Raw genomic sequence first — 25,659 nt, 5'->3', positions numbered from 1 at the left:
GACCCGATATTTCGCCCAAAATCAGTCTGGCTTGAAGGACTTACCAAGCATGAAGCGTTTTGATGATCACAAGCTTGACTATATCTGCTCACGCGCGGCGGGGCGCGATGTGCTCGATCTGGGCTGCGTGAACCATTATGTGGAAGACGAGCAGACCCGCTTCTGGCTGCACAAGGCGCTGCGCGAAGTGGCCGGTGATCTGGTCGGTCTCGATTACCTTCAGGACGCGGTCGATACGCTGAGCAAGCAGGGCTATAATGTCGTGCAGGGCAATGCCGAGAATTTCGATCTTGGCCGCAAGTTCGATGTGATTGTTGCCGGCGACATCGTCGAACATCTCAACAATCAGGACGGGTTTCTGAAAAGCTGCCTGAGGAACCTGAAGGATGACGGGATCATCGTCATCTCCACCCCCAACCCGTGGTTCTGGAAGCATTTCGTGCTGGCGCTGCTGCACACCGAGGTTCCCAATAATGAGGAGCATTCGGGCTGGTTCTGTCCGCGCACCTATCGCCAGCTGGCGGCGCGTTACGGGCTGGAACTGGGCGAAATCGAATTCGCATCGCGTTACTGGAAGGACCGTATCTGGCCCTTCCCGCGTGGCTGGAAGCACACCACATGGATGGCCACACTGCGGCGGGTGAAGAGCTGATCCGAGCCATTTGCAGCACCACGCGAGGATCAAAGAGCCAATGCATCTGGTTATCCTGACCCGGGAAATCGGCCATTACCATGACGCGCGCTACCGCGGCGCGGCCAGGGTGATTGACCGGGTGAGCGTGATTTCCAGCATGAACGAAGCCGGATTTGCGCAATTCCTGGCCAAAGACACCGGCTCCTACGCGATCGAGAAGCTGTTCGAGAGCCGCGCCGCTTATCACGAGGCCGTTGGCAATGGCCGCCTGCAACGGGCGATGGAAGCGGCGCTGGCGTCGCTTGCACCCGATGTGCTGGCCATCTCCGGCTGGTCCAACCCGGAAAGCATGATCGCCATGCGCTGGGGCCGCCGCAATGGCGTGCGCCTGATCATGATGTCGGAGAGCCAGTTGGACGATGCGGCGCGCAATCCCCTGCGTGAAGCCATCAAGAGGCGGGTGGTCTCACAATGCGACGCATCGCTGGTGGGTGGCCCTCCCCATGCCCGCTATATCGCGACACTGGGGATTCCCGTTGACCGGATTCACATGGGTTATAACGCGGTCGACAATGGCTATTTCGCTAGCGCCGCTGCCGATGCGCGCGGCAACGATGCCCCGTTGCGGGCGCAGTTGAGCCTGCCCGCGCGCTATATGCTGGCGTCATCGCGCTTCATCGCCAAGAAGAACCTGCCCGCACTGGTGGGCGCCTATGCGGATTGCGTAGCGGCCAGTGACGAGGCTCTGCCCGATCTCGTCATTCTGGGTGATGGCGAAACACGCAGCGAGATTGTGCAGGCCGCGCGCGAAGGCAATGTGGAAGCCCGCGTGCACCTGCCCGGCTTCCACGGCTACGGCGAATTGCCGGCATTCTATGCGCTGGCAGAGCTTTTCATCCACGTCTCCACGGTCGAACAATGGGGCCTGGTGATCAATGAGGCGATGGCATCGGCAACGCCGGTGCTGGTTTCCGATTGCTGCGGCGCCACGCGCACATTGGTGCAGGACGGTGTCAGCGGCCTGGTGACCCCGCCCACGCGCCGCGCAATGGCGCAGAACATCCAGCGCTTTTTTGCGATGGACTCGGCGCAGCGCGCGCAAATGGCGCAGGCAGGCGCAAAGGCGGTGGCCGATTGGGGCCCGGACAGGTTTGGCGCAGGAATGCGCGCGGCGATAGACAGTGCGCAGGCCGCTCCGCAACGGGGCGCGCTGCTGCCGTGGGATGCCGCGATCCTGCGGCTGATGGAAAGGACAGTTGTCGAACGTGTCGCCTGACCGACCGCTATCGATAGCGATTGTCACCGGCAGCATGTCGCGGCTGGCAGGCGGGCTGTTCGATGCCGTGCGCCGCCCCGCGCTGACTCTGGCGCAAAACGGGCACAAGGTTACGGTGCTGTCGCTGGAAGATCCCAGCAGCACGCAGGATCTGGCAGACTGGGCGCCGTGCGAGCCATTGGTGGCGCATCGCAAGGGGCCAGCGGCCATCGGCTATGCTCCTGAAATCGGCCGCGCCCTGCACAAAGGCCAGTTCGACATCGTCCATCAGCACGGCATCTGGCAGGCATTTTCGGCGCAGGTTTCCGCCTGGCGGCGGCGCACCGGTGGCCCCGTAACCATCTCGCCGCATGGCATGCTGGACCCGTGGGCGGTGGGCAATTCGGCATGGAAGAAGCGGCTGGCCGGCGCGCTGTATGAACGGGGAAACCTGGCTCATGCGCGCTGCCTGCATGCGCTCAATGCGTCAGAGGCGCAGGCGATGCGCGGCTTTGGCCTTACCAATCCGATTGCGATCATCCCCAATGGCGCGGACCTGCCCGAAGATCGGGAGACCCCGCCGCCGGACTGGTGGCCGGGCGGCAAGGTGCTGCTGTTCATCGGCCGCATCCATCCCAAGAAAGGCGTGCAGGAACTGATCGAGGCGTTCGCGCTGGCCAGCGCGGTAAATGACTGGAATCTGGTGATTGCCGGATGGGACGATGGCGGCCACGTGGACAGCTTGCGAGAAGCGGTTGCCCGCCACGGGCTGGAGGGGCGCGTCACCCTGCCCGGCCCGCTGTTCGGCGCAGACAAGGACGCTGCCCTGCGCCATGCAAGCGCCTTCATCCTGCCCTCCTATTCCGAAGGCCTGCCGATGACGGTGCTGGAGGCATGGTCCTATAGCCTGCCAGTGCTGATGACGCGCGAATGCAATCTGCCCGAAGGATTTGTGCAGGGGGCAGCCGTGGAAATCACTCCCGATCCGCCCGCGCTGGCAGCATCGCTGGTGCAGGCGCTGGCCGGTCATCAGGATGCGGCCTTGCGCGACATGGGGCAAAAGGGCCGTGCGCTGGTGGAGGCGCGCTTTTCCTGGCAGCAGATTGCGAGCGAGCATGCACAGGTCTATCGCTGGATGGCGGGGCAGGTGACGGACGCGCCCACATGCGTCCAGATGCCGCACATGAAGGGCAATAAAACGTGATCGACGTTGCGGGCAACCGGCAGGCACAGAAATACCCTCTGCGCATTCAGGCGGCGCGCGCAGCATGGGCTGTGTGCAGGCCGCTGTTCGCCCTCAGCCCGCGCCCCTTGTGGGGCTGGCGCCGGTTCCTGCTGCGCCTGTTTGGCGCCACAGTGGGCCGCGAGGTGCATATCTATCCCAGCGCGCGCGTTTTCATGCCGTGGAACCTGGCTATCGGAGATGAGAGCGCCGTGGGTGAGCGGGTCTATCTGTATAATCTTGGCCCGCTGACAATCGGCAGGCAGGTGACCATCTCGCATCAGGCGCATCTGTGCGGCGGCACGCATGACTATCGGCAGGCAGGCTTTCCGCTGGTCAAGACGCCCAACGCCATTGGCGATTCTGCATGGATCTGCGCCGATGCCTTTGTCGGCCCCGGCGTGACCGTGGGCGCGCGCGCGATTGTCGGGGCCCGCTGCGTGGCCATGCAGGACGTGGCGCAGGATGCCATTGTCTCGGGCAATCCGGCGCAGGTGATCGGCCAGCGGCCGGAGATTTTCGCGTGAGCGGCACCTTCCCTGAAGCACTGCCCGCTACCGTGGTCATTCCGGTGCGCAATGAGGAGCGCAACCTGCCGCAATGCCTCGCCGCGCTGGGCCGCTTTGCCCATGTGATGGTGGTGGACAGTGCCAGCACGGACCGGACGGGAGAGATTGCCGCCGAAAATGGCGCGCAGCTGATCCAGTTCGAATGGGACGGGAAATTCCCCAAGAAGCGCAACTGGGTGCTCCAGACCTGCCAGTTCTCCTCCCCCTTCGTGCTGTTCCTCGATGCCGATGAGGTTGTCAGCCCGGCATTTTGTGACGAGCTGGCGCAGGCGCTGGCCGATACGCAGCACGTCGGCTTCTGGCTCAATTACACCAATTACTTCGCCGGCAGGCAGCTGAAGCACGGCGTGCCGCAACGCAAGCTGGCGCTGATGCGGGTGGGTGCCGGTTTCTATGAGCGGATCGAAGAGGACGCCTGGAGCAAGCTCGACATGGAAGTGCATGAGCATCCTGTGCTGGATGGGACTATCGGGGAGATTACCGCACCCATCGACCACCGCGATTTTCGCGGGATCGACAAATTCCTCGAACGCCATATCGATTATGCCAAATGGGAAGCTGCGCGTTATGGCGCGCTGCAGGCAGAGGGGCTGGACAGCGCCACCCATTTGACCAGGCGGCAGGCGTTCAAATATCGCAACCTTGGCAAGTGGTGGTACCCGGCCTTCTACTTCACCTTCGCCTATATCCTGCGCGGCGGGATCTGGGATGGGCGCGCAGGGCTGCTCTATGCCTTCTACAAGGCGTGGTATTTCACCACAATCAAGGCGCTGATTGCTGAAGCGAAGCGATAAGCGCGCTCCACTGGTCGATCCGGCCAGAGCGCCGCAGATGGCTTTCCAGATATGACCTGCCGTTGAGGCCCATCCGGCGGCGCATGTCCGGATCGGCAGCAAGGCTTGCCAGGTAATCCGCCAGTTTCTCCTCCTCACCCGGAATGAAGGACGCACCGCATTCGGCCTCGGCCAGAATGCGCGCCACTTCGGCCTTTGCATCGCCGATGAAGATGATCGGCCGGCCCACCGCCAGTGCGCCATACAGCTTGCTGGGGACGATCAGTCCCTCCAGCCGGGGCTGGAGCGATATCCAGTGAACATCGGGGACGGAAAGACTGTCTGCCAGCCTGTCCATCGGTTGATACGGGCGAAAGGCGATCAGGTGGTCGGGCAGGCTGCGGGCAGCGCGGCGCAGGTCATCCTGCCGGGCTCCGCCGCCAATATACAGATAGCGCAATCCCTCCTCACCGCGGGCATGCAGCAATTGCATGGCGGCAATCTTGGTCTCAATCTCATGCGCGCGGCCCAGATTGCCCGAATAACCGATGACGCAGTGATCGGCGGTATAGTCCCACTCCCGGCGCAGCTGGTTGGATTGCGGATCGACCGGCCTGATCGCCTGCTCCGCCGCCCAGTTCTGGATCACCGTCACCCGCTGCCCGGCAACGCCATTGGCGACAAGATAGGCGCGCATGTTCTCGCCAATCGTCACGCTGGTGCTGGCACGGTGCCATGATGCATTGCGCAGGTGCCGCAACATCCGGTCAAACAGCCCGTTTTCGCGCAGATAGCCAAGGCGGCTGGCGGTTTCCGGGAAGATGTCCTGCACCCAGTGGACGCAACGCGCGCCTTTCAGCCGGGCGACAAAGCTGCAGATGGTGCCGATCAGCGGCGGATCGGTCAGCGCGACAACCACATCCCCGCGCCGCACGCAGCGCAGCAGATGGAACAATGCGCCAAGGTAGAAGAGCAGGAAGTTGACCGCCCGCACCGCCAGCGATTTGCTGTTGCGGGCGATGGCGGGAACGCGGTGAACCACCACGCCTTGAACCGGATCTGCCCGCGCGCCATCGTGCCCGGCATATTGCGCATTGCTGGTGACCAGATGATGCGCGGCCCCGCCTTGCGCGGCCAGATCGCGGACAAGGTCCGTGAGCATGATGGAGGTGGCGGATTCGTCCGGGTGGAAAAAGCGGTTGACCCAGATCACCCGTCCCTTGCCGGCTTTGGGCGATCCGGCAGTCTTGGCCGGATTCGAACCAGACACCTTAATTGCCAGCCTGGAACTGCATATCCGCAACATCGACACGCAACGGGTCACGGCGATCCCACGCAGCACCGGTAAGGATCAGCCAGTAATATTTGCAGCCGCCGGTGACAGTCCATCCTGCTGCATTGTCCAGCGTTTGGGGTGATCCCACCGGAGTATCGTCTTGCGCGCATTGAAGGCTGGCGCTGAGGTTTTCAGCCTCACTCACCGGCGCAATACTGGCAGAGAAGCTGTAGCGGCCAGGTGCCAGTTCCAGCAGTTGCCGCCCCAGTTCGCCGCTCATTTCATTCTGCACATAGACTTCAAAGCGGCCCGCTTCGCGCGATGTCATGGACAGATCGCCGCTCGCCTTCAACTGCCAGCCAAAAGGCGCAAACGCATCATCCGCAACATAGCCCAGCGTGCCCTGCGGCTCTCCCGTCACTTCGCGCCAGAAGGCAAAGGCGGGTTCATACAGCCGCTGCCTGACCAGTCCGGCAAGCAGGATGGCATCGCTGCGCTCACTGGTTCCGAAATCCACCTGTTGACGCAGATCGAACATGGCCCGGACCAGCCGTGCATCGTCGGGACCCGACAACCAGAATGCCTCCGCCCACACCGGGCGGGCCTCCAGCGCTTCACGGATAAGCGCGGTGGCCTCCGGATCGGCAAGCGAAGCAATCAGCGGTGACACGAATTCCCCGCTCAGCGGAGGATAGAGCGATGCGAGCCGATCGATGATCCTGAAGGTCGCCTCAAAATCCCCCGCAAGGGCCGCTTGCTGCAATTGCAGCGCACCAATATTACGGTTGCGCTTGTCCAGGGCATAGGCCCCGTCGAGAATAGCCGCCATCGCCTGCGGATTGCGCTGATCGCTTTCGTGCACGGCAAGGACGAACAGGGCATCGGCCGCCAGCGGCTCCCGCGCGAAGGCATTGCGCGCCAATGCCACGCCGCGTTTGCGCAGTGACATGGAAACAGTGCCGCCCTGCCCCTGTTCAATTCTGACCGCGCCAAGCGACAACTCGGCAAGATTATAGCCGTTCCAGCTGAACATGGGCGACAGCGGATTCTTGGCATTGGCCATCCCCTGCATCAGCAGGACCGGCGCTGCCAGCAAGGCAATTGCGGATAGCGCGTACCGGACGAACCGGTTCACGCAGTTGCCTCTTCTTCGCGTTCGGACTTACCGTCCGGACCGTAGCCATAGCCATAGCCATAGCCGTAGCCATAACCGTAGCTGGCGTTGCGGTCATCCAGCTTGGTCACCACGGCGCCGAGCAAGCTGGCATGGGCCTGTTCAAGTCGCATGATGGCGCTTTCGACATAGCGCCACTTGCCCTCATTCGCCTCGATCACGATCAGCACGCCGGACAATGCTGCGGCAATGAGCGGAGCATCGGCCAGACCAAGGACCGGCGGCCCGTCAACCACTACGTGGTCATAGGCAGCCTCGACTTCGTCCAGCAGCTTCTGGAAGCGGCCATTGGCCAGCAATTCCGCGACCGCAAAGGCCTTGCGGCCCGGACCCATGACGTCAAAACCTTCCAGCGGATCGGGCGAGACGATCATCGACTTCCAGTCATCATTGCCCTGCAGATACTGGCTGACACCAAGATTGGCGTCAGAGGTGATGTATTTGGACATGCCAGAATGACGCAAATCGCCATCGATCAGCAGCACGCGCTTGCCCTGGCGTGCGATCAGATAGGCCAGCGCAACCGCGCTCAGGCTCTTGCCCTCGCCCGGGCGTGAGGATGTGACCATGATCGATCGCGGCAGGACGCCGCCATTGCGGAAGGCAAGCGTCGACGTGAGACTGAAATAGCTCTCGTACAGTTCCGAATAGGACCGCGTGATATCCAGCACATGATCCTTGGCCGGGGTACGCGGAATGCCTGCGAGAAGCGGCAGGCCCAGCCGGTCCTGAACTTCACGAGGATCGCGCAGGCTCTGGTTAAGCTGTTCGTAGATGAACAGGACCAGCGCAGCCATGAGCACGCCGATGGCCAGCGAGACCAGCAGGTTCTCCATCAGATTGGGTTCAAAGGGAACCGACGGAACGCGTGCCTCATCCACGATCTGGACGTTGCTTTCGCCCACCCCAGCAACGCCGATTTCACGGTAACGCTGCAGCAAGCCGGAATACAGCTCGCGATTGGTATCCACCTCGCGCTGCAGGATATTGTACTGGACGCTGTCCTGGCGCTGCGTGATGAACTCATCGCGCAGCTCGCCAACGCGGGCACGCAGCCGGTTTTCACGGCCCAGAGCTTCCTGATAGGCGGCATTCACACTGTCACGCGAACGGCCCAGCTCATCCTGGATCTCTGCATCGATCTGGTCGACCTGTGCCCTGGCCGCCTGGACTGGCGGATAGGATTCACCAAAGCGGGAAAGCAATTCGGCCAGTTCGGCCGTCAGCGCGGCACGGCTTTGACGCAGCGCTGCAACTGACGGTGACGTGTTATTGGCCGTGTTGTTGCCCACCGCCAACGCAGCTTCAGCGGCAATGCGCTCAGCCGTGGCAATCGCCAGCGTGGAATTGAGAGCCTGCAAATCCGTGGCCACCAGCGTCTGTGCAGCCGTGCCTTCGCTATCCTCATTGCCAAGCGATGCGCCAACGGTCAGCAGGCCGCGGTTGGAGGCATAGGCAATCAGTTCCTTTTCGGCATCTTCCAGCCGCTGGCGGGTCTGCGCCAGACGTTCCTCAAGGAACTGGCGCGCCTCAATCGTGGCGCCGAAGCGTCGATCCAGATTGGCGCCGATAAATTCACGCGCCCAGACATTCGCCAGACGTGCCGCCACTTGCGGACTGGGGCTGGTAAACTCGATGTCCACCAGAGAGCTCTGATCGACCGGGGCAATGTTGAGATTGCTCAACAACACCGGGGCCAGCGCGGCCTCTGCATTCGCATCGGCTGGCAGCTCGATCCCGAACGCGTCGAGGAATTCCTCGTCCTGGCCCAGGTTAAGCTCACGCACTACGCGCGCGGCCAGTGATTCGGTCTGCAGCAATTCATACTGCGTCGGCAGGTAAAGCCGATCGCTCTTGCGATCTTCTATGCGCACGCCTTCGACATTGGTCACATTGTCTTCAAGCTGGCTGATCTCGATCCGCGTCGACGCCCGGAACCTTTCCTGGGCGAGAAGCGATGCCACCAGGCCGATAATCAGCGCAGACGCGATGATCGCGGCGATGAGCAGCTTGTTGTTGCGCGCGACCTGCACGTATTGCTCGATAATCGAGACGCCGCCGCCAGCATCGACCAGCTCGTCATAGCCGTTATCGCCCAGACCTGGCCCGGGTGTCGGACGTCGAAGATTGGAATCAGTGCCGTTCATGCGATTAATTCACCAATACGCGTTCAAGTAAGATCAGCGGGCTGGAGAGGAGCGTGGAATAGCTCAGCAGTTCCGCCAGGAGACGTCGATTGGGCGAATCCCCCACCATGATCACATCATGGGCGTAAATCTCCGGATCGGGGTAATTGCCGCGCTGGATGGCCTTCATGTCATAGACACCAATGTAGCGCTGGCCGTCCACTTCGCGGAAAACCAGCACATCATCCATCTGAGAGAATTCGGTGGTGCCGCCGCCAATGGCCACCGCCTGCATCAGCGTGACAGGCTGGATGATGGCATATTGCCCCGGCGCGCGCACCTGGCCACCAACGGTGAACAGCTGCCCTTCGCGTCCCGAGTATTCAATGGTGACATCAGGCTGGCGAACATACGAATCGCTCAGCCGGGTCTCAATCTCATAGCCGATTTCGGCCAGCGAGCGGCCATTGGCCTGCACCGCGCCGATCAGCGGAAAATCGAAGAAGCCGCCAGAGCCCACGCGCACTTCACGGGTCAGTTCGGGCACGCCGAAGACCGAAATAGCGAGCACATCGAGCGGCCGGGCGACATCGCCCTGCCCGCCGGACGAATAGTCGCTCGCGCCCGGAGCGGGCAGCGCACTGAGTTCTGCCACAGCAATTGCCGGGTCCATTGCAACGGGACCAGGCGCCCTGCATGCAGAAAGCGAAGCGATTGCGGCAAATGCCAGTATTCCAAGGCGAATTGTGTTCAGCACTTGTCCCGTCCTAGTCTTCCAGCATTTCAATAAAAGCCCCACGCTCACTTCCATTAGACATCTTGGCCCATAGTGCAATTGCCTATCCTTTCATGCCATTAGCTATCGGCTTGAATATCATTGCCAAAGCCGCTGCCCCCAGCAGCATCAAGGAAGGCGTACGCAAAGGATAGTCGATCAGACTGCCCAGCGCGAAGATCCCGACCGTAAGAATACCCAGCCAGGCATTGCTGACCATTTCCGCCTGCCCGCTTTGATTGCGGGCAATGCGGATGACCTGCCTGACGATGAGGAACAACGCCACTACCAGCAAAGCGATAGCAGGCAAGCCCCCCTCGATCGGCCATTGCAGCCAGTCATTATGGGCGTTGTTGAGATAGCGCGGAGTGAGAAGTGATTCGGGCTCCACCGTGCGGAAGGCCTGCTCAAACGCGCCGAATCCAACGCCAAAGGGCTGGAATTCGCGCAACATGTCCAGAACATAGGGCAAGGAACGCAGGCGCTGGTCTTCAGCCGCGTCATGCGCGATCAGCCGTTCTATCGCCGGGCTGCGGCCCATCGCGGCGAACAGGCCGATCAGCGCCAGCGATGCTGCGCCCACGGCCATCCCGAACAGCAGGCGGACGCCCCCATTCTCGCCCCGCGCGCTGGCTGCGCGCCATTGCAATATCGCGCGAACACCAAAGATCAGGCCAACCAGCCCCAGTCCGGCAAGGCCGGTGCGCGATGCATTCACCAGCAGGGCGGCAAAGATAGTCAACGCGATGACCGCTGCGACCAGATCCGCCGGCGTATATTGCTTGCGAGAGACCTGTTCGAGGCGGATCACGCAGAACAGCAGTGCCACGCTGAGGAAAAGCGCATTGTGATTGCGGTTGGAAAACAGGCCGACCGCGCTGTCCGCATTGGTGATTTCGTAAAGATAGAGCCCGGTCGCTCCCGGCAGAATGATCTGGGCCACGCTGAACAGCGCGCTGCCAAGACCGGCCACCATGAACACCCACGGCAGCCGCCGCCAGCCACTGTCATCAAGCAAGGCCAGGACCATGAGACCTGCCACCGGAACCACAAGCGAAGCCAGCGAATTGGCCGTTTTCATCGGCGAGAAGGTGAGCGGGCGCCAGATATCGCCCATGCCGGTGACTTCACCCAGCGAAGCAATGACGTCACGCCCCGGCAGCGATGTCCAGATCGATGGCGGCAGGGGAATCAACTGGATGGCCATCCATGCGGCCAGTGCCACCAGGCACAATAATGGTGCTGTCACGCGCCGCAGCGTAATATCCGTCTGAAAGAACAGGGCGAGTGCCAGGACCAGGGCGGAAACCGCCCGCAGCGCGCCAACGCTGGATATGTCAGCGCGCGATCCGCCCCCGGTCAGGAAGACGAATGCCGCGAAAATGGCGAACAGCCAGAAGGCCCTGTCCGCATTCAGTTCAAACCAACGGCTTTTCCGGCGGCGAATTGTAACGTCCCCTCACCCAATCTGATCCCCACGGCGGCAGACAGCTTTTGCCTGTGTTCTCAACAGGTCCCACGTCGCCGCGCGCAAGACATCTCGGTAGGCCCAATGGGCTGTGCAGGCAATGCCCATTGGGGCGCTTATCCCTGTCCATGCCCTGTTTATGCCATGCAACTGGCACCGTTCCGGAAGCAATTTGCCGCCGTATCCCGTCAGGAATTTGGCCACATGCAGGCCACGGGCGAAAAGCCGCGAATCCTTCCTTGCATGTATGAATCTTGCTCTCTATAGGCTCGCGCCTGCCTCCGGACCGCCTAACGGCGCGTATCGGGTCGGGGAGTAGCTCAGCCTGGTAGAGCACTGTCTTCGGGAGGCAGGGGCCGGAGGTTCGAATCCTCTCTCCCCGACCATTTTCCTGCGCGATGAAACACGGCGGACGCGGCGTCACCTGGCGCCGTGGAAGCTCACCATCACGGCCACTGTGCGCAACGCGATCAACAGGTCGAGCCAGCCCGAGACATTCTTGATGTAGTAGAAGTCATACTGCAGCTTCACATAGACGTCGTCGAGCTCTGTCACATGGCCCTGATTGACCTGCGCCCAGCCGGTGATGCCCGGCCGCACGACATGGCGATATTCATAGAAATCGAGATGTTCATCGTACCAGCGTGACAGCGCCAGAGCTTCCGGGCGCGGTCCGATCAGGCTCATTTCCCCGCGCACCACATTGATCAGCTGCGGCAATTCATCGAGCCGCGCCTTGCGCAGGAAGCGGCCCACCGGGGTGACACGGGTATCGTTTTCCAGTGTCTTCTGGCTCTCCAGATCGTCATCGTCATGATCGCGTTGAGCCATCGTACGGAACTTCAGCGTTTCGAACTGGCGACCGCGATAGCCCACGCGCAGATGGCGATAGAAGGCCGGGCCATGGGATGTCATGCGGATGACCAGTGCGATCACCGCCATCGGTATTGCCAGGATGACAAGCGCGACAAGTGCAACGACAAAATCAATCGCGCGCTTGAGCAGCAGGTAACTGAGCGAAGGAACCAGCGCCCCGAAGGAATTTTCCGAAAGCGCCTCTATCTGGACCCTGCCGGTCAGCGATTCCCGAACCTGCTTCACATTATAGACGGGCACGCCATTGATCACCGCATGAGCCAGACCGCGCTCCCATTCAGAGGACAGTTCCTGACGCAGGTCGGCCACCACAGCGCCATCTGCGCAAAACACCAGATCGCCCGGTTTGCGCAGCACTTCGGTGTTGAGGAAAGTCAGTTCCTTCATCAGTTCCAGCGTGCGATCTCCTGGCACAAGGTAGATCTTGCGGCCCGATGTCGGTCGCTGCATCGCGCTGATGAAATACATGAACATCACGCCCGAACCGATGCCGGCGAGCAGGACGTAATTGTTGTAACCAAGCCGGAAGCCAAGCAACGCGGCGGCCAAGCATAGCACCGGCACGATGTAGGATGGCAGGATGAAAGCGAAGCGCCTTGTGCCCGGCGTGCGCCTGAATTCGCGATAGGTCAGCGCTGCGGCCACGTTCACAAGGAACGATCCGCCGATGGAATAGGCCATGCCCGGATCGCCAAAAGGTTCGGGATGGATCGCGACGGCAATTGCCACCTGAATGGCGAGTACGAAAATTGTAAGAAGCGGGAGGGCAAAGGTAAATCGTTCCAGCAATGCCCGATGTCCAAGAGGCGAGCTGGACGCAAGAGGGTGCGATTGAACGGCATCATTCGTCGCCTCAGCCACTTCGGAATTCAGTATATTCACTTATTTACTGCGCCTCCAGGCACCCTCCCTAGCCCCAGACTAAGCGCCCGCCAACACACATAGTTCCGATATCGGATCAATTGCGATGCCATATCTGTGTCCCGCCTACGCCCAGTCTATCCCCGGTCCATGCACGATTCGAAACAAATCGGTCGCAATTCCTCAGACGCACCTTGTCATTAGGGGCCACGGTTGCCATTGGGAACCTCGCCCGTCCACCTTGCGAGTAGCAGCGCCTAGCGCATGACAAATTTCACGCATCCCTTTTTCGATCTCGATGGTGACAAGCTGCGTGAAGAATGCGGCATTTTTGGCGTCATTGGCGGCTCAGAAGCCGCAGCCACCTGCGCGCTCGGGCTGCATGCCTTGCAGCACCGCGGGCAGGAAGCCGTGGGTATCACCAGCTTTGACGGCAGCGAGTTCTTCACCCGCCGCGGCCTTGGCCATGTGGCGGACAACTTCTCGTCCGAAGAAACCATCGGTGAACTGCCGGGCACAATGGCCGCCGGTCACGTGCGCTATTCCACCACCGGCGGTGCCGGCCTGCGCAACGTGCAGCCGCTATACGCCGATCTGGCAAGCGGCGGTTTTGCAGTGGCGCATAACGGCAATATTTCCAACGCGCGCAAGCTGCGGCAGGGACTGGTCGAGAATGGAGCAATTTTCCAGTCGACCTCCGATACTGAAGTCATAATCCATCTGGTCGCCACCAGCCGTTACCCTACCATGCTGGACAAGCTGGTGGACGCGCTTCGGCTTGTGGAAGGCGCCTATGCGCTGATCGTGATGACACCGCGCGGCATGTCCGCCTGCCGCGATCCGCTGGGCATTCGCCCGCTGGTGATGGGCAAGCTGGGTGACGCCACCGTCTTTGCCAGTGAAACCGTGGCGCTGGATGTGGTTGGCGCCGATTTCGTGCGCCAGGTCGAGCCGGGCGAGTTCGTGGAAGTGGATTTTGACGGCACGATCCGCAGCCACCGTCCCTTCGGTGACATTCCCGCGCGCCCGTGCATCTTCGAACATGTCTATTTCAGCCGCCCCGATTCGATCTTCAATGAACGGTCGGTCTACGAATCGCGCAAGAATATCGGTATCGAGCTGGCCAAGGAGTCTCCGGTAGAGGCGGACCTGGTGGTGCCTGTGCCGGACAGCGGCGTGCCTGCGGCCATCGGCTATTCCCAGCAATCGGGCATTCCTTTCGAACTGGGCATTATTCGCAGCCATTACGTTGGCCGCACCTTCATCCAGCCTTCCGATGGCGCGCGCCATGCCAGTGTGAAGCGCAAGCACAATGCCAACCGCCTGCTGGTGGAAGGCAAGAAGATCGTGCTGATCGACGATTCGATCGTGCGCGGGACCACCAGCCTCAAGATCGTGCAGATGATGCGCGATGCCGGCGCGAAGGAAGTGCATTTCCGCGTAGCCAGCCCGCCAACCGGCCACGGCTGCTACTACGGCGTGGACACGCCAGAACGATCGAAACTGCTGGCCGGCCGGATGGATCTGGCCGCCATGCGCACCTTCATTCAGGCAGACAGCCTGGCGTTCGTATCGATTGACGGCCTGTACCGGGCAGTTGGTCTGGCGGATCGCAACAACAGCCGCCCGCAATATTGCGACGCTTGCTTCACCGGCGACTATCCCACTCCGCTGACAGACCTGCTGGCGCTGAAGGAAGAGGATGCACAGTTGAACCTGCCAGTGGGCGAGGACAACTGATGAGCGACAAACCCCTGGCAGGACGAATCGCGCTGGTTACCGGTGCAAGCCGGGGCATTGGCGCGGCCACAGCCAAGGCGCTGGCCGCCGCGGGTGCCCATGTCGTGATCACCGGGCGCAAGGTCAAAGACCTGGAGGGTGTGGAGGATGCGATCCATGCAGTGGGCGGCACGTCCACCATCGCCCCGCTCGACCTGACCGAAAGCGATTCGATCGGCCGCCTGGCGGCAGCCATTGCGGAGCGGTGGGACAGGCTGGACATATTGGTCATCTCGGCGGCCATGCTGCCCGTGCTGACCCCGGTCACCCAGATCGAGCCCAAGCAGTTCAATCAGGCGCTGACGCTCAACGTTCTGGCGACGCAGGCGCTGCTCGCCGCGTTTGATCCGCTGCTCAAACGTAGCAAACACGGTCGTATCATCGGCCTGACCAGCTCTGTGGGAGAGGCACCGCGTGCCTTCTGGGGTGCTTACGGCGCGACGAAGGCAGCGTTTGACAACCTCCTGCTCAGCCACGGCCAGGAAGTGGAGCGCATCTCGCAAACGCGCGTTGCCATCGTCGATCCGGGTGCCACGCGCACGACCATGCGCGCCCGCGCCTATCCCGGTGAAGATCCGCAAACGGTCAAGCCGCCCGAGGATGTGGCCGATCGCATCGTCGCCCTGCTGGAAAATGACTTTTCCAACCTCCACCGCGAAAGAGTGGAAATATCCGCTTAACCAAGCTCGGTAAGGCGTGGGCAAACATTGGAGCACATTTTGTGCCCAGCAAGGCCAACATGGCCAAGGCCCCACATCTGAAAAGCGAGACAGCGCGATGGAACTCAGGAATGCCGAGGGACGCTATGATGTTGCGGCGCAGGAAGATCGCTGCGCGCCGCGTACCAGGATTGTTATTCCCGCGCAGTTGCGGGCCTCGGGCAATCGCGCATTCCAGACGGTGGTGAATGACCTGTCACTGTCGGGTTTTTCGGCAACTGCGGTCACGCGCATGCACCCCGGCTCGGTCTGCTGGCTGACGCTGCCCGGCCTCGAATCATTGCAGGCTGAAGTGGTGTGGTGGGAAAATGGCCTGTGTGGGTGCGCTTTTTCCAGCCTGATCAGCCCGATCGTGCATGACAATATCCTCACCCGTTATCGCGGTGATGGAGTGTATCGCCGATAGGATGGCCTAGGCTTCGGCCTTGACCAGCGTCACCTGGCTGACGGTAATGCCACCGCCGCGAAATCCGCCTTCGCAATATTGCAGGTAATAGCGCCACAGGTCGCAGAAGCGCTGGTCGAAATCGTCCGGAAGACGGCCATCAGCCTCGGCCTTGTCAAAATTCTCGCGCCACGTCTTCAGCGTCTCCGCATAGTCGGGGCCGAAGTCCTCCTGATCGCTCCAGACAAGGCCGCGTTCCTGCGCCAGGCGGCGAAATTCGCTGGCCCGGATCAGCAGCCCACCGGGGAAGATATAGGCCTGGATAAAGTCGGCATTGCGAGCATAGCCTTCGAACAGTTCCTCCTGCATCGCGATATACTGGATCGCGGCGCGTCCACCCGGCTTCAGGTTGCGGGCGATGCAATCCATGAAGGCGGGCCAGTATTCGCGGCCCAGCGCCTCCACCATCTCCACGCTGACGATGGCGTCGAACTGGCCTGCGGTGTCGCGGTAATCCTGCTTGCGGAAGTCAATCCCGGCAAAGCGGGCGCGCGCCCATTCCAGCTGTTCATCGGACAGGCTGATGGCGGTTACCGCACTGCCCCGGTCAGCGAAGAAACCGGCCAGCGCTCCCCAGCCGCAACCGATTTCCAGCAGGCTTTCGGGCGTGCCGACACGCTCTGCCAGCCTTTGCCACTTGCGCCTTTGCGCCGCTTCCAGACCGCCGGATGAGAAGTCATAGGCGCTGGAATAGCTCATCGTGGGATCGAGCCATGCGCCGTAGAAATCATTGCCCAGATCGTAATGCAGGTGGATGTTGCGCTCTGCCCGCTGCCGGGTGTTCTTGTTGAGCGCATGAAAGCCGCGTGCAGCCCATCGCCACGGACCCTTGGCCCGGCCAATCTCTCCCAGGCTTTCGCCATTGGTGGCAAACAGGGCGAACAGGGGCATGGGATCGGGACTGGTCCATTCGCCCGCTTCCCACGCCTGATACCAGCCGGACGATCCGCCCGTGGCCAGCCGCAGCAGGCCGCGCCAGTCCTTCAGGTGAATATGCCCTTCAAACCCGGGTGCGCGGCCGCCCAGCAGGCGCTTTGAGCCATCGGGCAATGTGGCATGAATGGAACCCGTTTCCAGCCCGGCGTCGACCCGGTCCACCAGAGTGTGCAGTCCCGGCGCGAGCAGGCGCGCGAACAGGCCCGGCTTCGCGCCAAAGCGCTGACCGGCATCGAGCAGTTCTGCACCCCGCGTTGCCATGGCTGCATTTATGCCAAGGCAGCCCGCGCGCGACAAGTGCGGCCCGATCAGCCCTTCATGGCGCGGTACGCTTCCAGAGCGCGCTCGCGCCCTTCCCGGTGCCCGATAATCCTGTCCGGGTAATCGTCAGGGCGAAACATGTCCGATGGATCGTGAATTTCGCCGTCCGGCAGCCCGGCCAGTTCAGGCACATATTCCCGGATATATTCGCCCGCGTCGAATTTCTCGCTCTGGCTGAGCGGAGCCATGATGCGCACGAACATGTTCGAATCGACACCAGTGCCGCTTACCCACTGCCAGTTGGTGCCGTTGCTGGCATAATCGGCATCCACCAGCGTGTCCCAGAACCAGTGTTCGCCATGCCGCCAGTCGATCAGCAAATGCTTCACCAGGAAGCTGGCGGCGATCATCCGCACGCGGTTGTGCATCCACCCGGTGCGCCACAACTGCCGCATTCCGGCATCGACAATGGGATAGCCGGTGCGGCCCTGCTGCCATGCCACAAGGTCAACTTGGGCCGCAGGATCGCTTTCGGGATCGCGCCAGAAGGCGTCATCGTAACCGGCGCGGTAAGGCTCCTCACCGTAGCCGGGAAATGGCAGCAGCAGGTTCTGCGCATAGTCGCGCCACACCAGCTCCGCCTTGAAGAAGCGTGCGCCATCGCTGCGATGCCGGGCGATCTTGTGCCACAACTGCCGCGCGCTCACCTCGCCGAAATGGAGGTGGGGAGACATCTTGCTCGACCCGTCGAGCGAGGGCTTTTCGCGGTCCTCCCGGTAGTCCCCGATCACCTCGATGAAATCATCGAATCGGTCGAGGGCGGCTGACGACCCCGCCTGCCAGAAATCGCGCATGCCCCCTGCCCAGTCCGGATTCGTCGGCAACAGGCCCCAGTCCTGCAGAGCGTCCGATGCGGGCCAGATGTCCGGCGATGCAAGGGCGGGTTCCGGCAATATGTCAAAGTCGTCCACGCTGGCGAACAGCGCATTCTTGAACGGCGTGAAGATCTTGTAGGGTGTGCCGGCTCCGGTGGTCACGGTGCCGGGTGGCAGCAGGTAATTCCCGTCATGCAGGCACAGGTCCACCTTGCTGGCGAGCCGTTCCTCCGCATCGCGCCACCACGGTTCGTAATGGCGCAGTGCATGGATGGTTGTAGCGCCAGTCTCGCGCGCCAGCCTGCACAGTTGCTCCACGCAATCGCCGCGAAGAAGCACCAGCTGCGAGTGGTGCCGCGCAAGGTCGCGCTCCAGGCTTTCCAGCGCCTGATGCAGATACCAGCGCGATGCACCGCCCATTCGGCGCGCACCGGGTGTCTCATCGTCGAGAACATAGACGGGGATCACCGGCCCGTGCTGCGCGGCGCAGGCAAAGGCATGCTGGTCAGCCAGCCTCAGGTCCCGGCGCAGCCAGACGATTTGCGGTTCGGTCAACTCTATTCCCCTGTTTCAGATGGTGAACATTGGGGCCTGATTGTCGCTTGCGAAAGCTGGACTTTCGTCCGGCCAGCCGCTCTTGCCTGCCTAACGTCCGGCGGGTTCACCCAGCTGTGTGGGCGGCAATTGCGCTGGCGGGTCCTGCGGCTCGCAAATTTCGGCCGGCAGTTCGACAGCAAACCGGTCCCCGCCCATCGGCGAGGCATAGCGCGCATCGCGCAGCATATATCGCCCGTCCCCGTCCACCTGCACAAAGGGTGTGCGCGACCAGAACAGGAAGGGCGCAGCCTGCGGCACGGCGGCGGCGATGTCCGGCTTGTCCGCATTGGTCAGGTCGAAATCGCCGAGCCTGCTGCCATTGACCAGCCAATGCCCGTCGCCATTGCCGGTGATCATGTCCCGCTGCCAGAATGCCAGCGGCACCGGGCTGGCAATATTGATCCGGTGGTATGGCCCCTCACCCGCAGAGCGCGTTTCCGCGGCCCAGGTGATGCCCGCGTTCACACCGATATAGGCCAGCGTGATGCTGAGCGCGATGCGCGCAGGCCGCATCCATTCACCGCCGCGCTTTTCCCGGCGCAGCGAAAACCATGTGGCGAGGCCCAGCACCAGCCAGATCCACACATCCACGATGAACAGCACGTCGCCATAGAACCAGCGGCTGGAAAACGGCTCCAGCAGGCGGATGCCATAGACATTCATCCAGTCGAGCGCGGGATGGCTGAGGCAGCCGATCAGGCTGAGCAGGTAAAGCCATTTGAAGCTGACCGGCAGGCGGGCTTCGGGCCGCTTGCCAAGCCCCAAAAAGCCAGACCGCGCCTGCCATTTGTCCCAGCCATACAGAATGCCCGCCAGCACCAGCGGCAGCAGCAGCATGGCGGGCGGCCCGTGGGTAATGCCGCGCCTGACCGCCAGATGCTCGACCCCGTCCAGCCACAGCAGGCAGCTGGCATCGATATCGGGAATATTCGCACCGATGATCAGCGCGGGCATGGCCAGGCCGGTCTTCTTCTTCAGACCGCACTGGCCAAGGATTGCGCCTGTCAGGGAATGGGTGAGATTATCCACGGCGTTACATCATCCCAGATCAAAGCAGGTCCGGCCAGCATGATCGGATAGCATTTCAGGCAGATCGAGACGATCACCATAATGCGCGATAACCTCATCTGGAAAACAGGCGCGGTCCCCGCTCTGGCCTTCATACCATTGAACATAGATGTAATTCTGGGCCGTCGGCTCAATCACGGCCAGATAGCGACCGTTCGGGATACGCCGCCAGGCATGGCCACCGATCATCCGGAAACGGATATAGCGCCCATCGACATCGCGGGTCGTCGCTGCATGCACTCGCGGATCGGTGCGGGAAAAATCCTGCGAAATCGCCCGTTCGAGACCGCCCTTCTGGACCAGGATCGAGGCGCCCAGGCAGATCACATCCTCACCCTGATCGGGAGGACAGTAATAGCCATTGGGCTCGCCATCGAGAGGCCATATCTCGATCACTACAGCATAGACATCACTCTCCGCCTGATCCTGCGCCTGTGCCGCAGAAGCGGCCAAAAGGGCGGACAGCAGCACGGAGGACAGCCAGACCATCCTGCCCGCGCCGGTCATGGCTTCAGTCGATCTCTTTCAGGAGCTGTTCGAAATAGGCGATGGTGTGGGTCAGCCCCTCGCGCAGCTTCACCTTCGGCTCCCAATCGAGATATTTCTTTGCCTTAGAAATATCAGGCTGGCGCTGCTTGGGATCATCCGCCGGCAAGGGCTGGAAGGTCAGCTTCGAGCTGGTGCCGGTGAGGTCGATCACATTCTGGGCCAGCTCCAGCATGGTGAATTCCACCGGATTGCCCAGGTTGATCGGGCCGGTAACCTCTGCAGGCGTATCCATCAGGCGGATAAAGCCTTCGACCAGATCATCGCGGTAACAGAAGCTGCGCGTCTGCTGACCCTCGCCATAAATGGTGATCGGATCGCCCCTGAGAGCCTGGACGATGAAGTTGGACACCACGCGGCCATCGGCAGGGTGCATGCGCGGGCCATAGGTGTTGAAGATGCGCGCCACCTTGATCTGCAACTGGTGCTGGCGGTAGTAATCGAAAAACAGCGTTTCGGCGCAGCGCTTGCCCTCATCATAGCAGGAGCGGATGCCGATGGGGTTCACATTGCCCCAATATTCCTCCGTCTGAGGATGAACCGTGGGATCGCCGTAGACTTCCGAGGTGGAAGCCTGGAAAATCTTGGCGCCGGTACGCTTGGCCAGCCCCAGCATGTTGATGGCGCCGTGAACAGACGTCTTGGTCGTCTGCACCGGATCATGCTGATAATGCACAGGCGATGCCGGACAGGCGAGATTGTAGATCTCGTCCACTTCCACAAACAGGGAGAACGTCACGTCATGGCGCAAGATTTCAAAACGATCACTGTCGAGCAGATGCGCAACGTTGGAGCGGCGACCGGTGTAGTAATTATCGACGCACAGCACATCATGGCCGGCATCAACCAGACGCTCGCACAAATGACTGCCGAGAAATCCTGCACCGCCCGTTACCAGCACGCGCTTGCTCACTATCGACATGAAATCCCCTTGCTTCCAGGCTGGCGGCCTCTCCCAATTGCGGGCCGTGACAATGCTTTAGGAGCCAGTTGAGCCCGATGGCAAGGCCTCAGACAGGGTCTTGCGCAGTCCCACTTACTGTCCAGGTCTGACCCTTGGCGAGCAACTTGGCCAGGCTCGCCTCCTTGCCTTCGGAAGCGCGGCGCTTTTCATCCATCACCGCCGCCTCATATGTGGGAGCCGGATCATCATAGATCACGCCCATCGGCATGGGGAACGCGCCAAAGGGCAGCTCCACCAGCATATGCGCCAGGGTGCGGTTCTTCGCATTGTGAACCAGCACGCCCGCAGCCTGCCAGTCGTCATCGGCCACATCGACTACTTCCAGAGCAAAGCTCTGCGGGTTGAGGCGCAGGCCCTTGATGCCGCCGGTCTTCTCGCTGCCGAACAGCATGGGTTCGCCGTCTTCCAGCCACAGCTGGCGATCATCGGCACCCTTGGGCGCGGCAAAGGCGTCGAACACATCCTTGTTGTAAACGATGCAGTTCTGGAAAATCTCGATGAAGGCCGCACCCTGATGGGCATGGGCGGCGATCAGCACTTCGGGCAGCTTCTTCGACACATCGAAGCCGCGGGCCACGAAACGCGCACCCGATCCCAGCGCAAAGGCACACGGATTGGCGGGGCGATCAACCGATCCCAGCGGCGTGGAGGGTGAGCGCGTATCCACCCGGCTGGTGGGCGATGCCTGGCCCTTGGTCAGGCCGTAAATCTCGTTATTGAACAGCATGATCTGCATGTTCACATTGCGCCGCAGCACATGCATCAGGTGGTTGCCGCCAATGGACAGGCCATCGCCGTCACCCGTCACCAGCCACACGTCGAGGTCCGGATTGGCCAGCTTCACACCGGTCGCCACAGCCGGAGCGCGGCCGTGGATGGTGTGGAAGCCATAGGTCTCCATGTAATAGGGGAACCGGCTCGAGCAGCCGATGCCGGAAATGAACACCGTGTTGGACGGATCGGCGCCAAGCTGCGGCAACGTACGCTGCACCGCCTTGAGGATCGCATAATCGCCGCAACCGGGGCACCAGCGGACTTCCTGATCGGTTTCCCAATCCTTCAGCGTGGTTTCGACTTTTGTCATCTGGGTCATTGCGATTACTCCGCCCCACTCGAATCTAGCGCCAGTTCGATCGCGGCTTCAAGCTCGGCGATCTTGAACGGCTGGCCGCTGGTCTTGGTATAGGGCTGTGCGTCCACCAGCAGCTGGTCACGCAGCACGGTCTTGAACTGGCCGGTGTTCATTTCGGGCACCAGCACCTTGTCATACTTGCGCAGCAGATCGCCCGAATTGGCGGGCAGCGGCCAGATATGGCGGAAGTGGATGTGGCTGACGTCCAGACCGCGATTGCGGCAATTGTCCACCGCGCGGCGGATCGGACCGAATGTGGAGCCCCAGCCGACCACGGCCAGCTTGCCGCCTGCGTCATCGCCATCCGGCCCCAGCGTCACACCCTGATCGGGCACGTCGATATTGTCGATCTTGGCCTTGCGGATATCGGTCATCGCCTGATGATTGGCGGGATCGTAATCGATATTACCGGTGTCCACCTGCTTTTCGATACCGCCGATACGGTGCATCAGCCCGGGCGTGCCGGGCTTGATCCACGGGCGCTTGCCCTTGGCATCGCGCTTGTAGGGCAGCAGCGTGTCACCATTGTTCTTTTCGGTCAGGAACTCGACATTGAACGGCTTGAAGGTCGCCGGATCGGGCACTTTCCAAGGCTCTGCCGCATTGGCGATATAGCCATCTGTCAGCAACATCACCGGGGTCATGTATTCCACCGCAATCCGGCATGCCTCAATCGCGCATTCGAACACGTCACCGGGAGAGGATGCGGCAATCACCGGGATCGGCGCATCGCCGTTGCGGCCATAGACGGCCTGATACAGATCGCTCTGCTCGGTCTTGGTCGGCAGGCCGGTCGAGGGTCCACCACGCTGTGAATTGACGATCACCAGCGGCAGTTCGGTCATCACCGCCAGACCCATTGCCTCACCCTTGAGCGCAATACCGGGGCCGGAGGAGGAGGTAACGCCCAGCTGGCCAGCATAGCTGGCGCCAATCGCCGAACAGATCGCGGCAATCTCGTCTTCGGCCTGGAACGTGGTGACGCCAAATTCCTTCAGCCGCGCCAGATGGTGCAGGATCGCCGATGCAGGCGTGATCGGATAGCCGCCAAAGAACATCTGCAGGTTTGCCAGTTGCGCACCAGCCACAAGGCCGAGCGATACCGCTTCTGCGCCAGTAATGGTGCGGTAAAGGCCTGCTTCGCTCTCAACCGGCCCGACAGTCACCTGCTTCAGCGGACCGGAAAGCTCCGCCGTCTCGCCATAGGCATGGCCGGCGTTGAGCGCGGCAATATTGGCATCGGCAATGTCCGGCCGGGATTTGAACTTGGCCTTCAGCCAATCGATAATCGGCTGGCGGTCACGGTCGAACATCCACAGCGCCAGACCCAGCGTCCACATGTTCTTGGATCGCAGCGCTTCCTTGTTGCCAAGGCCGAACGGCTTGACCGCTTCAATCGTCAGCGCGGAAATATCGAAGGCGAGCACGTCCCACCGGGCCAGGCTGCCGTCATCGAGCGGGCTGACATCGTATTTCGCCTTGTCGAGATTGCGCTTTGAGAACTCGCCGGTGTCGATGATGATCAGGCCGCCGGGCTTGAGTGCATCGAGATTGGTCTTCAACGCAGCCGGGTTCATCGCCACCAGCACATCGGGCGCATCGCCTGCGGTGCTGATCTCTCTGGAGCCAAAATTGATCTGGAATGCCGAGACACCGAACAGCGTGCCCTGCGGCGCGCGGATCTCTGCCGGGAAATCCGGGAAAGTTGCCAGATCGTTGCCCGCCAGCGCGGTGGACAGCGTAAACTGCCCGCCGGTCAGCTGCATGCCATCGCCGCTATCGCCGGCAAAGCGCACCACCACACTATCGGGTGCGGACCCATTCTTGGTCTTCAGGGCCGGTGTATCGGCCGTCTGCGTCACCATCATCAGTTCCTGTATGCGCCCGTGGCGCGTATCCATAGCCTATATGGGATGGCGACCTAGGGTCCCGCCCAGCATCGGGCAATCAAGATTTTCTGTCCCTGTCGCAATGCCTATGTGGAATTGGTCCACGTCTTTGACTAGGGGGCATGGTCATGAACACACCTGATCCTGAACAATACCGCCCATGCGTGGGCACCATGATGGTCAATACCGATGGCCATGTCTTCGTTGGCAAACGCATAGACAATCAGGAAGGCGACTGGTGGCAAATGCCGCAGGGCGGTGTCGATCCGGGTGAGGATATGGACAAGGCCATGCTGCGCGAACTGGGTGAGGAAACGGGTGTGAAGGCAAAGCACCTGGAAATCGTCGGCACGCTGGATGAAGAGCTGTTCTATGACCTGCCGGACAATCTGCGGGGCAAGCTGTGGGGCGGAAGGTATCGCGGTCAACGGCAGACCTGGTATCTGGTGCGCTTCACCGGCAAGGACAAGCACATCGATCTGGACGCCCACAAGCATCCCGAATTCTGCGACTTCAAATGGGTGGAGCCCGAGCTTCTGCCGGACCTGATCGTGCCCTTCAAACGGGATATCTATGAAGCGGTCGTGGCAGGTTTTCGCGAGCGGATCTGACGATCAGATTGCGCGGACGGGCGTGCCGGAAATGGTCATTTTTGCCCATTTCTTCCCGTCCGGACAGGTGCCCGCTTCGCGCTGGACTTCGTCCCCCTGCTGCACCTCATAGCGCCACTTGCGCTCCGTGCCACACATGCTGCCCGCCTCGTCCCGCCAGTACCACACGGGCTTGCCGTCTTCGGTTTTCATCTCGAAACTGTTTCCAGACCAGGTCGCCATCGGGGCACTCCTCAATTTTGGGTTGGGCCTCAGTTTTGGGTTGGGCCTCAGTTCTGGGTTACGCCGCTGTCTGAGCTGATCGCCTCTGCGGTGATGACGGGCTGGATCGGCCCGCGATCGATCGCGGCGGCCAGCTGAGTAGCTTCCTCGCAGCTATTACCGCACAATTCCTCCAGCCGGGTCAGGTTGCGGCGTGCGCTTTCCATCGCGCCCTTTTCGGCCAGCGCCTCTCCCTCGCCTGAAATAGCGGCGATGTTTTCCGGATCGCGCTCCTGCGCTGCACGGTAATAATGGATGGCCTTGCCTTGCAGGTTTTCACGGCGGGCCGCTTCGGCCAGGTTGAGATAGATCGGCGTATAGCCCGGATCGATGGTCAGCGCGGCTTCGAAACTGTCGATTGCGGCCTGCGTGTCACCGGCTTCCAGCTGGGCGTGCCCTTCGGCAATCAGCGCAGCAGCGCGCTGGTCTGGCTCATAATCTGCACCGATCACGGCGCTGGATGTCACAGCCGCGAGCATCGAAAGGGCGATTGCAGCGGGGGTGAAACGCATCACATACTCCTTCAGAGTGGGCAAATATTTCTGGCCGAACTGTGCCATGATGCCA

Annotated in this window: 24 protein-coding genes and 1 tRNA gene; 10 read left to right on the top strand and 15 right to left on the bottom strand. The window is 61.5% G+C overall.

The genetic code is table 11. The annotated features are described in order from the left end of the window. Nucleotides 1–49: 49 nt before the first annotated feature. The 5 genes from ABDZ98_RS09295 to ABDZ98_RS09275 are packed head-to-tail and all read left to right on the top strand — an operon-like array spanning nt 50 to nt 4,474. Nucleotides 50–652 carry a class I SAM-dependent methyltransferase gene (locus tag ABDZ98_RS09295; RefSeq protein WP_343806774.1) on the top strand — a complete coding sequence of 201 codons (603 nt, stop codon included), beginning with the start codon at nt 50–52 and terminating at the stop codon, nt 650–652. 40 nt (nt 653–692) lie between these two features. Continuing rightward, on the top strand, nt 693–1,910 hold the full coding sequence (locus ABDZ98_RS09290) for a glycosyltransferase (protein ID WP_343806771.1): 1,218 nt from the start codon (nt 693–695) through the stop codon (nt 1,908–1,910). Further along, nucleotides 1,900–3,093, top strand: coding sequence for a glycosyltransferase (locus ABDZ98_RS09285; protein ID WP_343806768.1), 1,194 nt, complete (start codon nt 1,900–1,902; stop codon nt 3,091–3,093). The genes ABDZ98_RS09290 and ABDZ98_RS09285 overlap by 11 nt, the downstream gene beginning before the upstream one ends. Then, nucleotides 3,090–3,638, top strand: coding sequence for an LbetaH domain-containing protein (locus tag ABDZ98_RS09280; RefSeq protein ID WP_343806765.1), 549 nt, complete (start codon nt 3,090–3,092; stop codon nt 3,636–3,638). Before ABDZ98_RS09285 ends, ABDZ98_RS09280 begins: the two co-directional genes overlap by 4 nt. Beyond that, nucleotides 3,635–4,474 carry a glycosyltransferase family 2 protein gene (locus ABDZ98_RS09275; RefSeq protein WP_343806762.1) on the top strand — a complete coding sequence of 280 codons (840 nt, stop codon included), beginning with the start codon at nt 3,635–3,637 and terminating at the stop codon, nt 4,472–4,474. The genes ABDZ98_RS09280 and ABDZ98_RS09275 overlap by 4 nt, the downstream gene beginning before the upstream one ends. On the opposite strand, the gene ABDZ98_RS09270 is transcribed toward ABDZ98_RS09275, so the two are convergent. The 5 genes from ABDZ98_RS09270 to ABDZ98_RS09250 form a co-directional block, all read right to left on the bottom strand. After that, a complete protein-coding gene (locus ABDZ98_RS09270) occupies nt 4,443–5,723 on the bottom strand; it encodes a glycosyltransferase family 4 protein (RefSeq protein ID WP_343806759.1) in 1,281 nt (426 codons plus the stop codon). The genes ABDZ98_RS09275 and ABDZ98_RS09270 overlap by 32 nt on opposite strands. A gap of 1 nt (nt 5,724) precedes the next feature. Continuing rightward, a complete protein-coding gene (locus ABDZ98_RS09265; protein WP_343806756.1) occupies nt 5,725–6,864 on the bottom strand; it encodes a hypothetical protein in 1,140 nt (379 codons plus the stop codon). Continuing rightward, a complete protein-coding gene (locus tag ABDZ98_RS09260; RefSeq protein WP_343806753.1) occupies nt 6,861–9,050 on the bottom strand; it encodes a GumC family protein in 2,190 nt (729 codons plus the stop codon). Before ABDZ98_RS09260 ends, ABDZ98_RS09265 begins: the two co-directional genes overlap by 4 nt. A gap of 4 nt (nt 9,051–9,054) precedes the next feature. Further along, complete coding sequence (locus ABDZ98_RS09255; protein WP_343806750.1) at nt 9,055–9,684, bottom strand: polysaccharide biosynthesis/export family protein; 630 nt, start codon at nt 9,682–9,684, stop codon at nt 9,055–9,057. Nucleotides 9,685–9,868: 184 nt separating this feature from the next. Further along, on the bottom strand, nt 9,869–11,011 hold the full coding sequence (locus tag ABDZ98_RS09250; RefSeq protein ID WP_343806748.1) for an O-antigen ligase family protein: 1,143 nt from the start codon (nt 11,009–11,011) through the stop codon (nt 9,869–9,871). A gap of 570 nt (nt 11,012–11,581) precedes the next feature. On the opposite strand from ABDZ98_RS09250, the gene ABDZ98_RS09245 reads away from it, so the two are divergent. Continuing rightward, nucleotides 11,582–11,658, top strand: a tRNA-Pro gene (locus tag ABDZ98_RS09245). A 34-nt stretch (nt 11,659–11,692) separates the two neighbouring features. Here the strand turns inward: ABDZ98_RS09245 and ABDZ98_RS09240 are convergent. Continuing rightward, nucleotides 11,693–12,877, bottom strand: a complete 1,185-nt coding sequence (locus ABDZ98_RS09240; protein ID WP_343806745.1) for a sugar transferase — start codon at nt 12,875–12,877, stop codon at nt 11,693–11,695. Between the two features lie 396 nt (nt 12,878–13,273). On the opposite strand from ABDZ98_RS09240, the gene purF reads away from it, so the two are divergent. The 3 genes from purF (at nt 13,274) to ABDZ98_RS09225 (ending at nt 15,913) form a co-directional block, all read left to right on the top strand. Beyond that, nucleotides 13,274–14,749 (top strand): amidophosphoribosyltransferase, encoded by a 1,476-nt coding sequence (purF, locus tag ABDZ98_RS09235; RefSeq protein WP_343806742.1) that lies wholly within the window; start codon nt 13,274–13,276, stop codon nt 14,747–14,749. After that, nucleotides 14,749–15,468 (top strand): SDR family NAD(P)-dependent oxidoreductase, encoded by a 720-nt coding sequence (locus tag ABDZ98_RS09230; RefSeq protein ID WP_343806739.1) that lies wholly within the window; start codon nt 14,749–14,751, stop codon nt 15,466–15,468. The genes purF and ABDZ98_RS09230 overlap by 1 nt, the downstream gene beginning before the upstream one ends. Before the next feature lie 97 nt (nt 15,469–15,565). Then, nucleotides 15,566–15,913, top strand: coding sequence for a PilZ domain-containing protein (locus ABDZ98_RS09225; RefSeq protein WP_343806736.1), 348 nt, complete (start codon nt 15,566–15,568; stop codon nt 15,911–15,913). Nucleotides 15,914–15,919: 6 nt separating this feature from the next. On the opposite strand, the gene ABDZ98_RS09220 is transcribed toward ABDZ98_RS09225, so the two are convergent. The 7 genes from ABDZ98_RS09220 to ABDZ98_RS09190 form a co-directional block, all read right to left on the bottom strand. Next, nucleotides 15,920–17,149 carry a class I SAM-dependent methyltransferase gene (locus tag ABDZ98_RS09220; protein ID WP_343806733.1) on the bottom strand — a complete coding sequence of 410 codons (1,230 nt, stop codon included), beginning with the start codon at nt 17,147–17,149 and terminating at the stop codon, nt 15,920–15,922. Between the two features lie 47 nt (nt 17,150–17,196). Further along, a complete protein-coding gene (locus ABDZ98_RS09215) occupies nt 17,197–18,579 on the bottom strand; it encodes a cryptochrome/photolyase family protein (RefSeq protein ID WP_343806730.1) in 1,383 nt (460 codons plus the stop codon). A gap of 90 nt (nt 18,580–18,669) precedes the next feature. Next, the gene (locus ABDZ98_RS09210; protein WP_343806728.1) at nt 18,670–19,650 is read right to left on the bottom strand and encodes a metal-dependent hydrolase; all 981 of its coding nucleotides are present in this window, start codon (nt 19,648–19,650) and stop codon (nt 18,670–18,672) included. Between the two features lie 9 nt (nt 19,651–19,659). Next, the gene (locus ABDZ98_RS09205) at nt 19,660–20,196 is read right to left on the bottom strand and encodes a hypothetical protein (protein ID WP_343806725.1); all 537 of its coding nucleotides are present in this window, start codon (nt 20,194–20,196) and stop codon (nt 19,660–19,662) included. Between the two features lie 4 nt (nt 20,197–20,200). Beyond that, complete coding sequence (locus ABDZ98_RS09200) at nt 20,201–21,157, bottom strand: UDP-glucuronic acid decarboxylase family protein (RefSeq protein WP_343806722.1); 957 nt, start codon at nt 21,155–21,157, stop codon at nt 20,201–20,203. A gap of 88 nt (nt 21,158–21,245) precedes the next feature. Continuing rightward, on the bottom strand, nt 21,246–22,292 hold the full coding sequence (locus tag ABDZ98_RS09195) for a 2-oxoacid:ferredoxin oxidoreductase subunit beta (protein WP_343806719.1): 1,047 nt from the start codon (nt 22,290–22,292) through the stop codon (nt 21,246–21,248). Nucleotides 22,293–22,297: 5 nt separating this feature from the next. Next, on the bottom strand, nt 22,298–24,196 hold the full coding sequence (locus tag ABDZ98_RS09190) for a 2-oxoacid:acceptor oxidoreductase subunit alpha (protein ID WP_343808917.1): 1,899 nt from the start codon (nt 24,194–24,196) through the stop codon (nt 22,298–22,300). Between the two features lie 152 nt (nt 24,197–24,348). Here ABDZ98_RS09190 and ABDZ98_RS09185 point away from each other — a divergent pair, with 152 nt between their 5' ends. Then, nucleotides 24,349–24,831 (top strand): RNA pyrophosphohydrolase, encoded by a 483-nt coding sequence (locus ABDZ98_RS09185; protein ID WP_425543033.1) that lies wholly within the window; start codon nt 24,349–24,351, stop codon nt 24,829–24,831. Nucleotides 24,832–24,834: 3 nt separating this feature from the next. On the opposite strand, the gene ABDZ98_RS09180 is transcribed toward ABDZ98_RS09185, so the two are convergent. After that, a complete protein-coding gene (locus tag ABDZ98_RS09180) occupies nt 24,835–25,023 on the bottom strand; it encodes a hypothetical protein (protein ID WP_343806713.1) in 189 nt (62 codons plus the stop codon). A gap of 77 nt (nt 25,024–25,100) precedes the next feature. Further along, on the bottom strand, nt 25,101–25,604 hold the full coding sequence (locus ABDZ98_RS09175) for a tetratricopeptide repeat protein (protein WP_343806710.1): 504 nt from the start codon (nt 25,602–25,604) through the stop codon (nt 25,101–25,103). Between the last annotated feature and the right edge of the window lie 55 nt (nt 25,605–25,659).

This window comes from Alteraurantiacibacter aestuarii, from assembly GCF_039523595.1.
Classification (GTDB): Bacteria; Pseudomonadota; Alphaproteobacteria; order Sphingomonadales; family Sphingomonadaceae; genus Alteraurantiacibacter; species Alteraurantiacibacter aestuarii.
The sequence above is the reverse complement of the archived record's forward strand: the minus strand, read 5'-3'. Positions and strand labels throughout refer to the sequence as shown.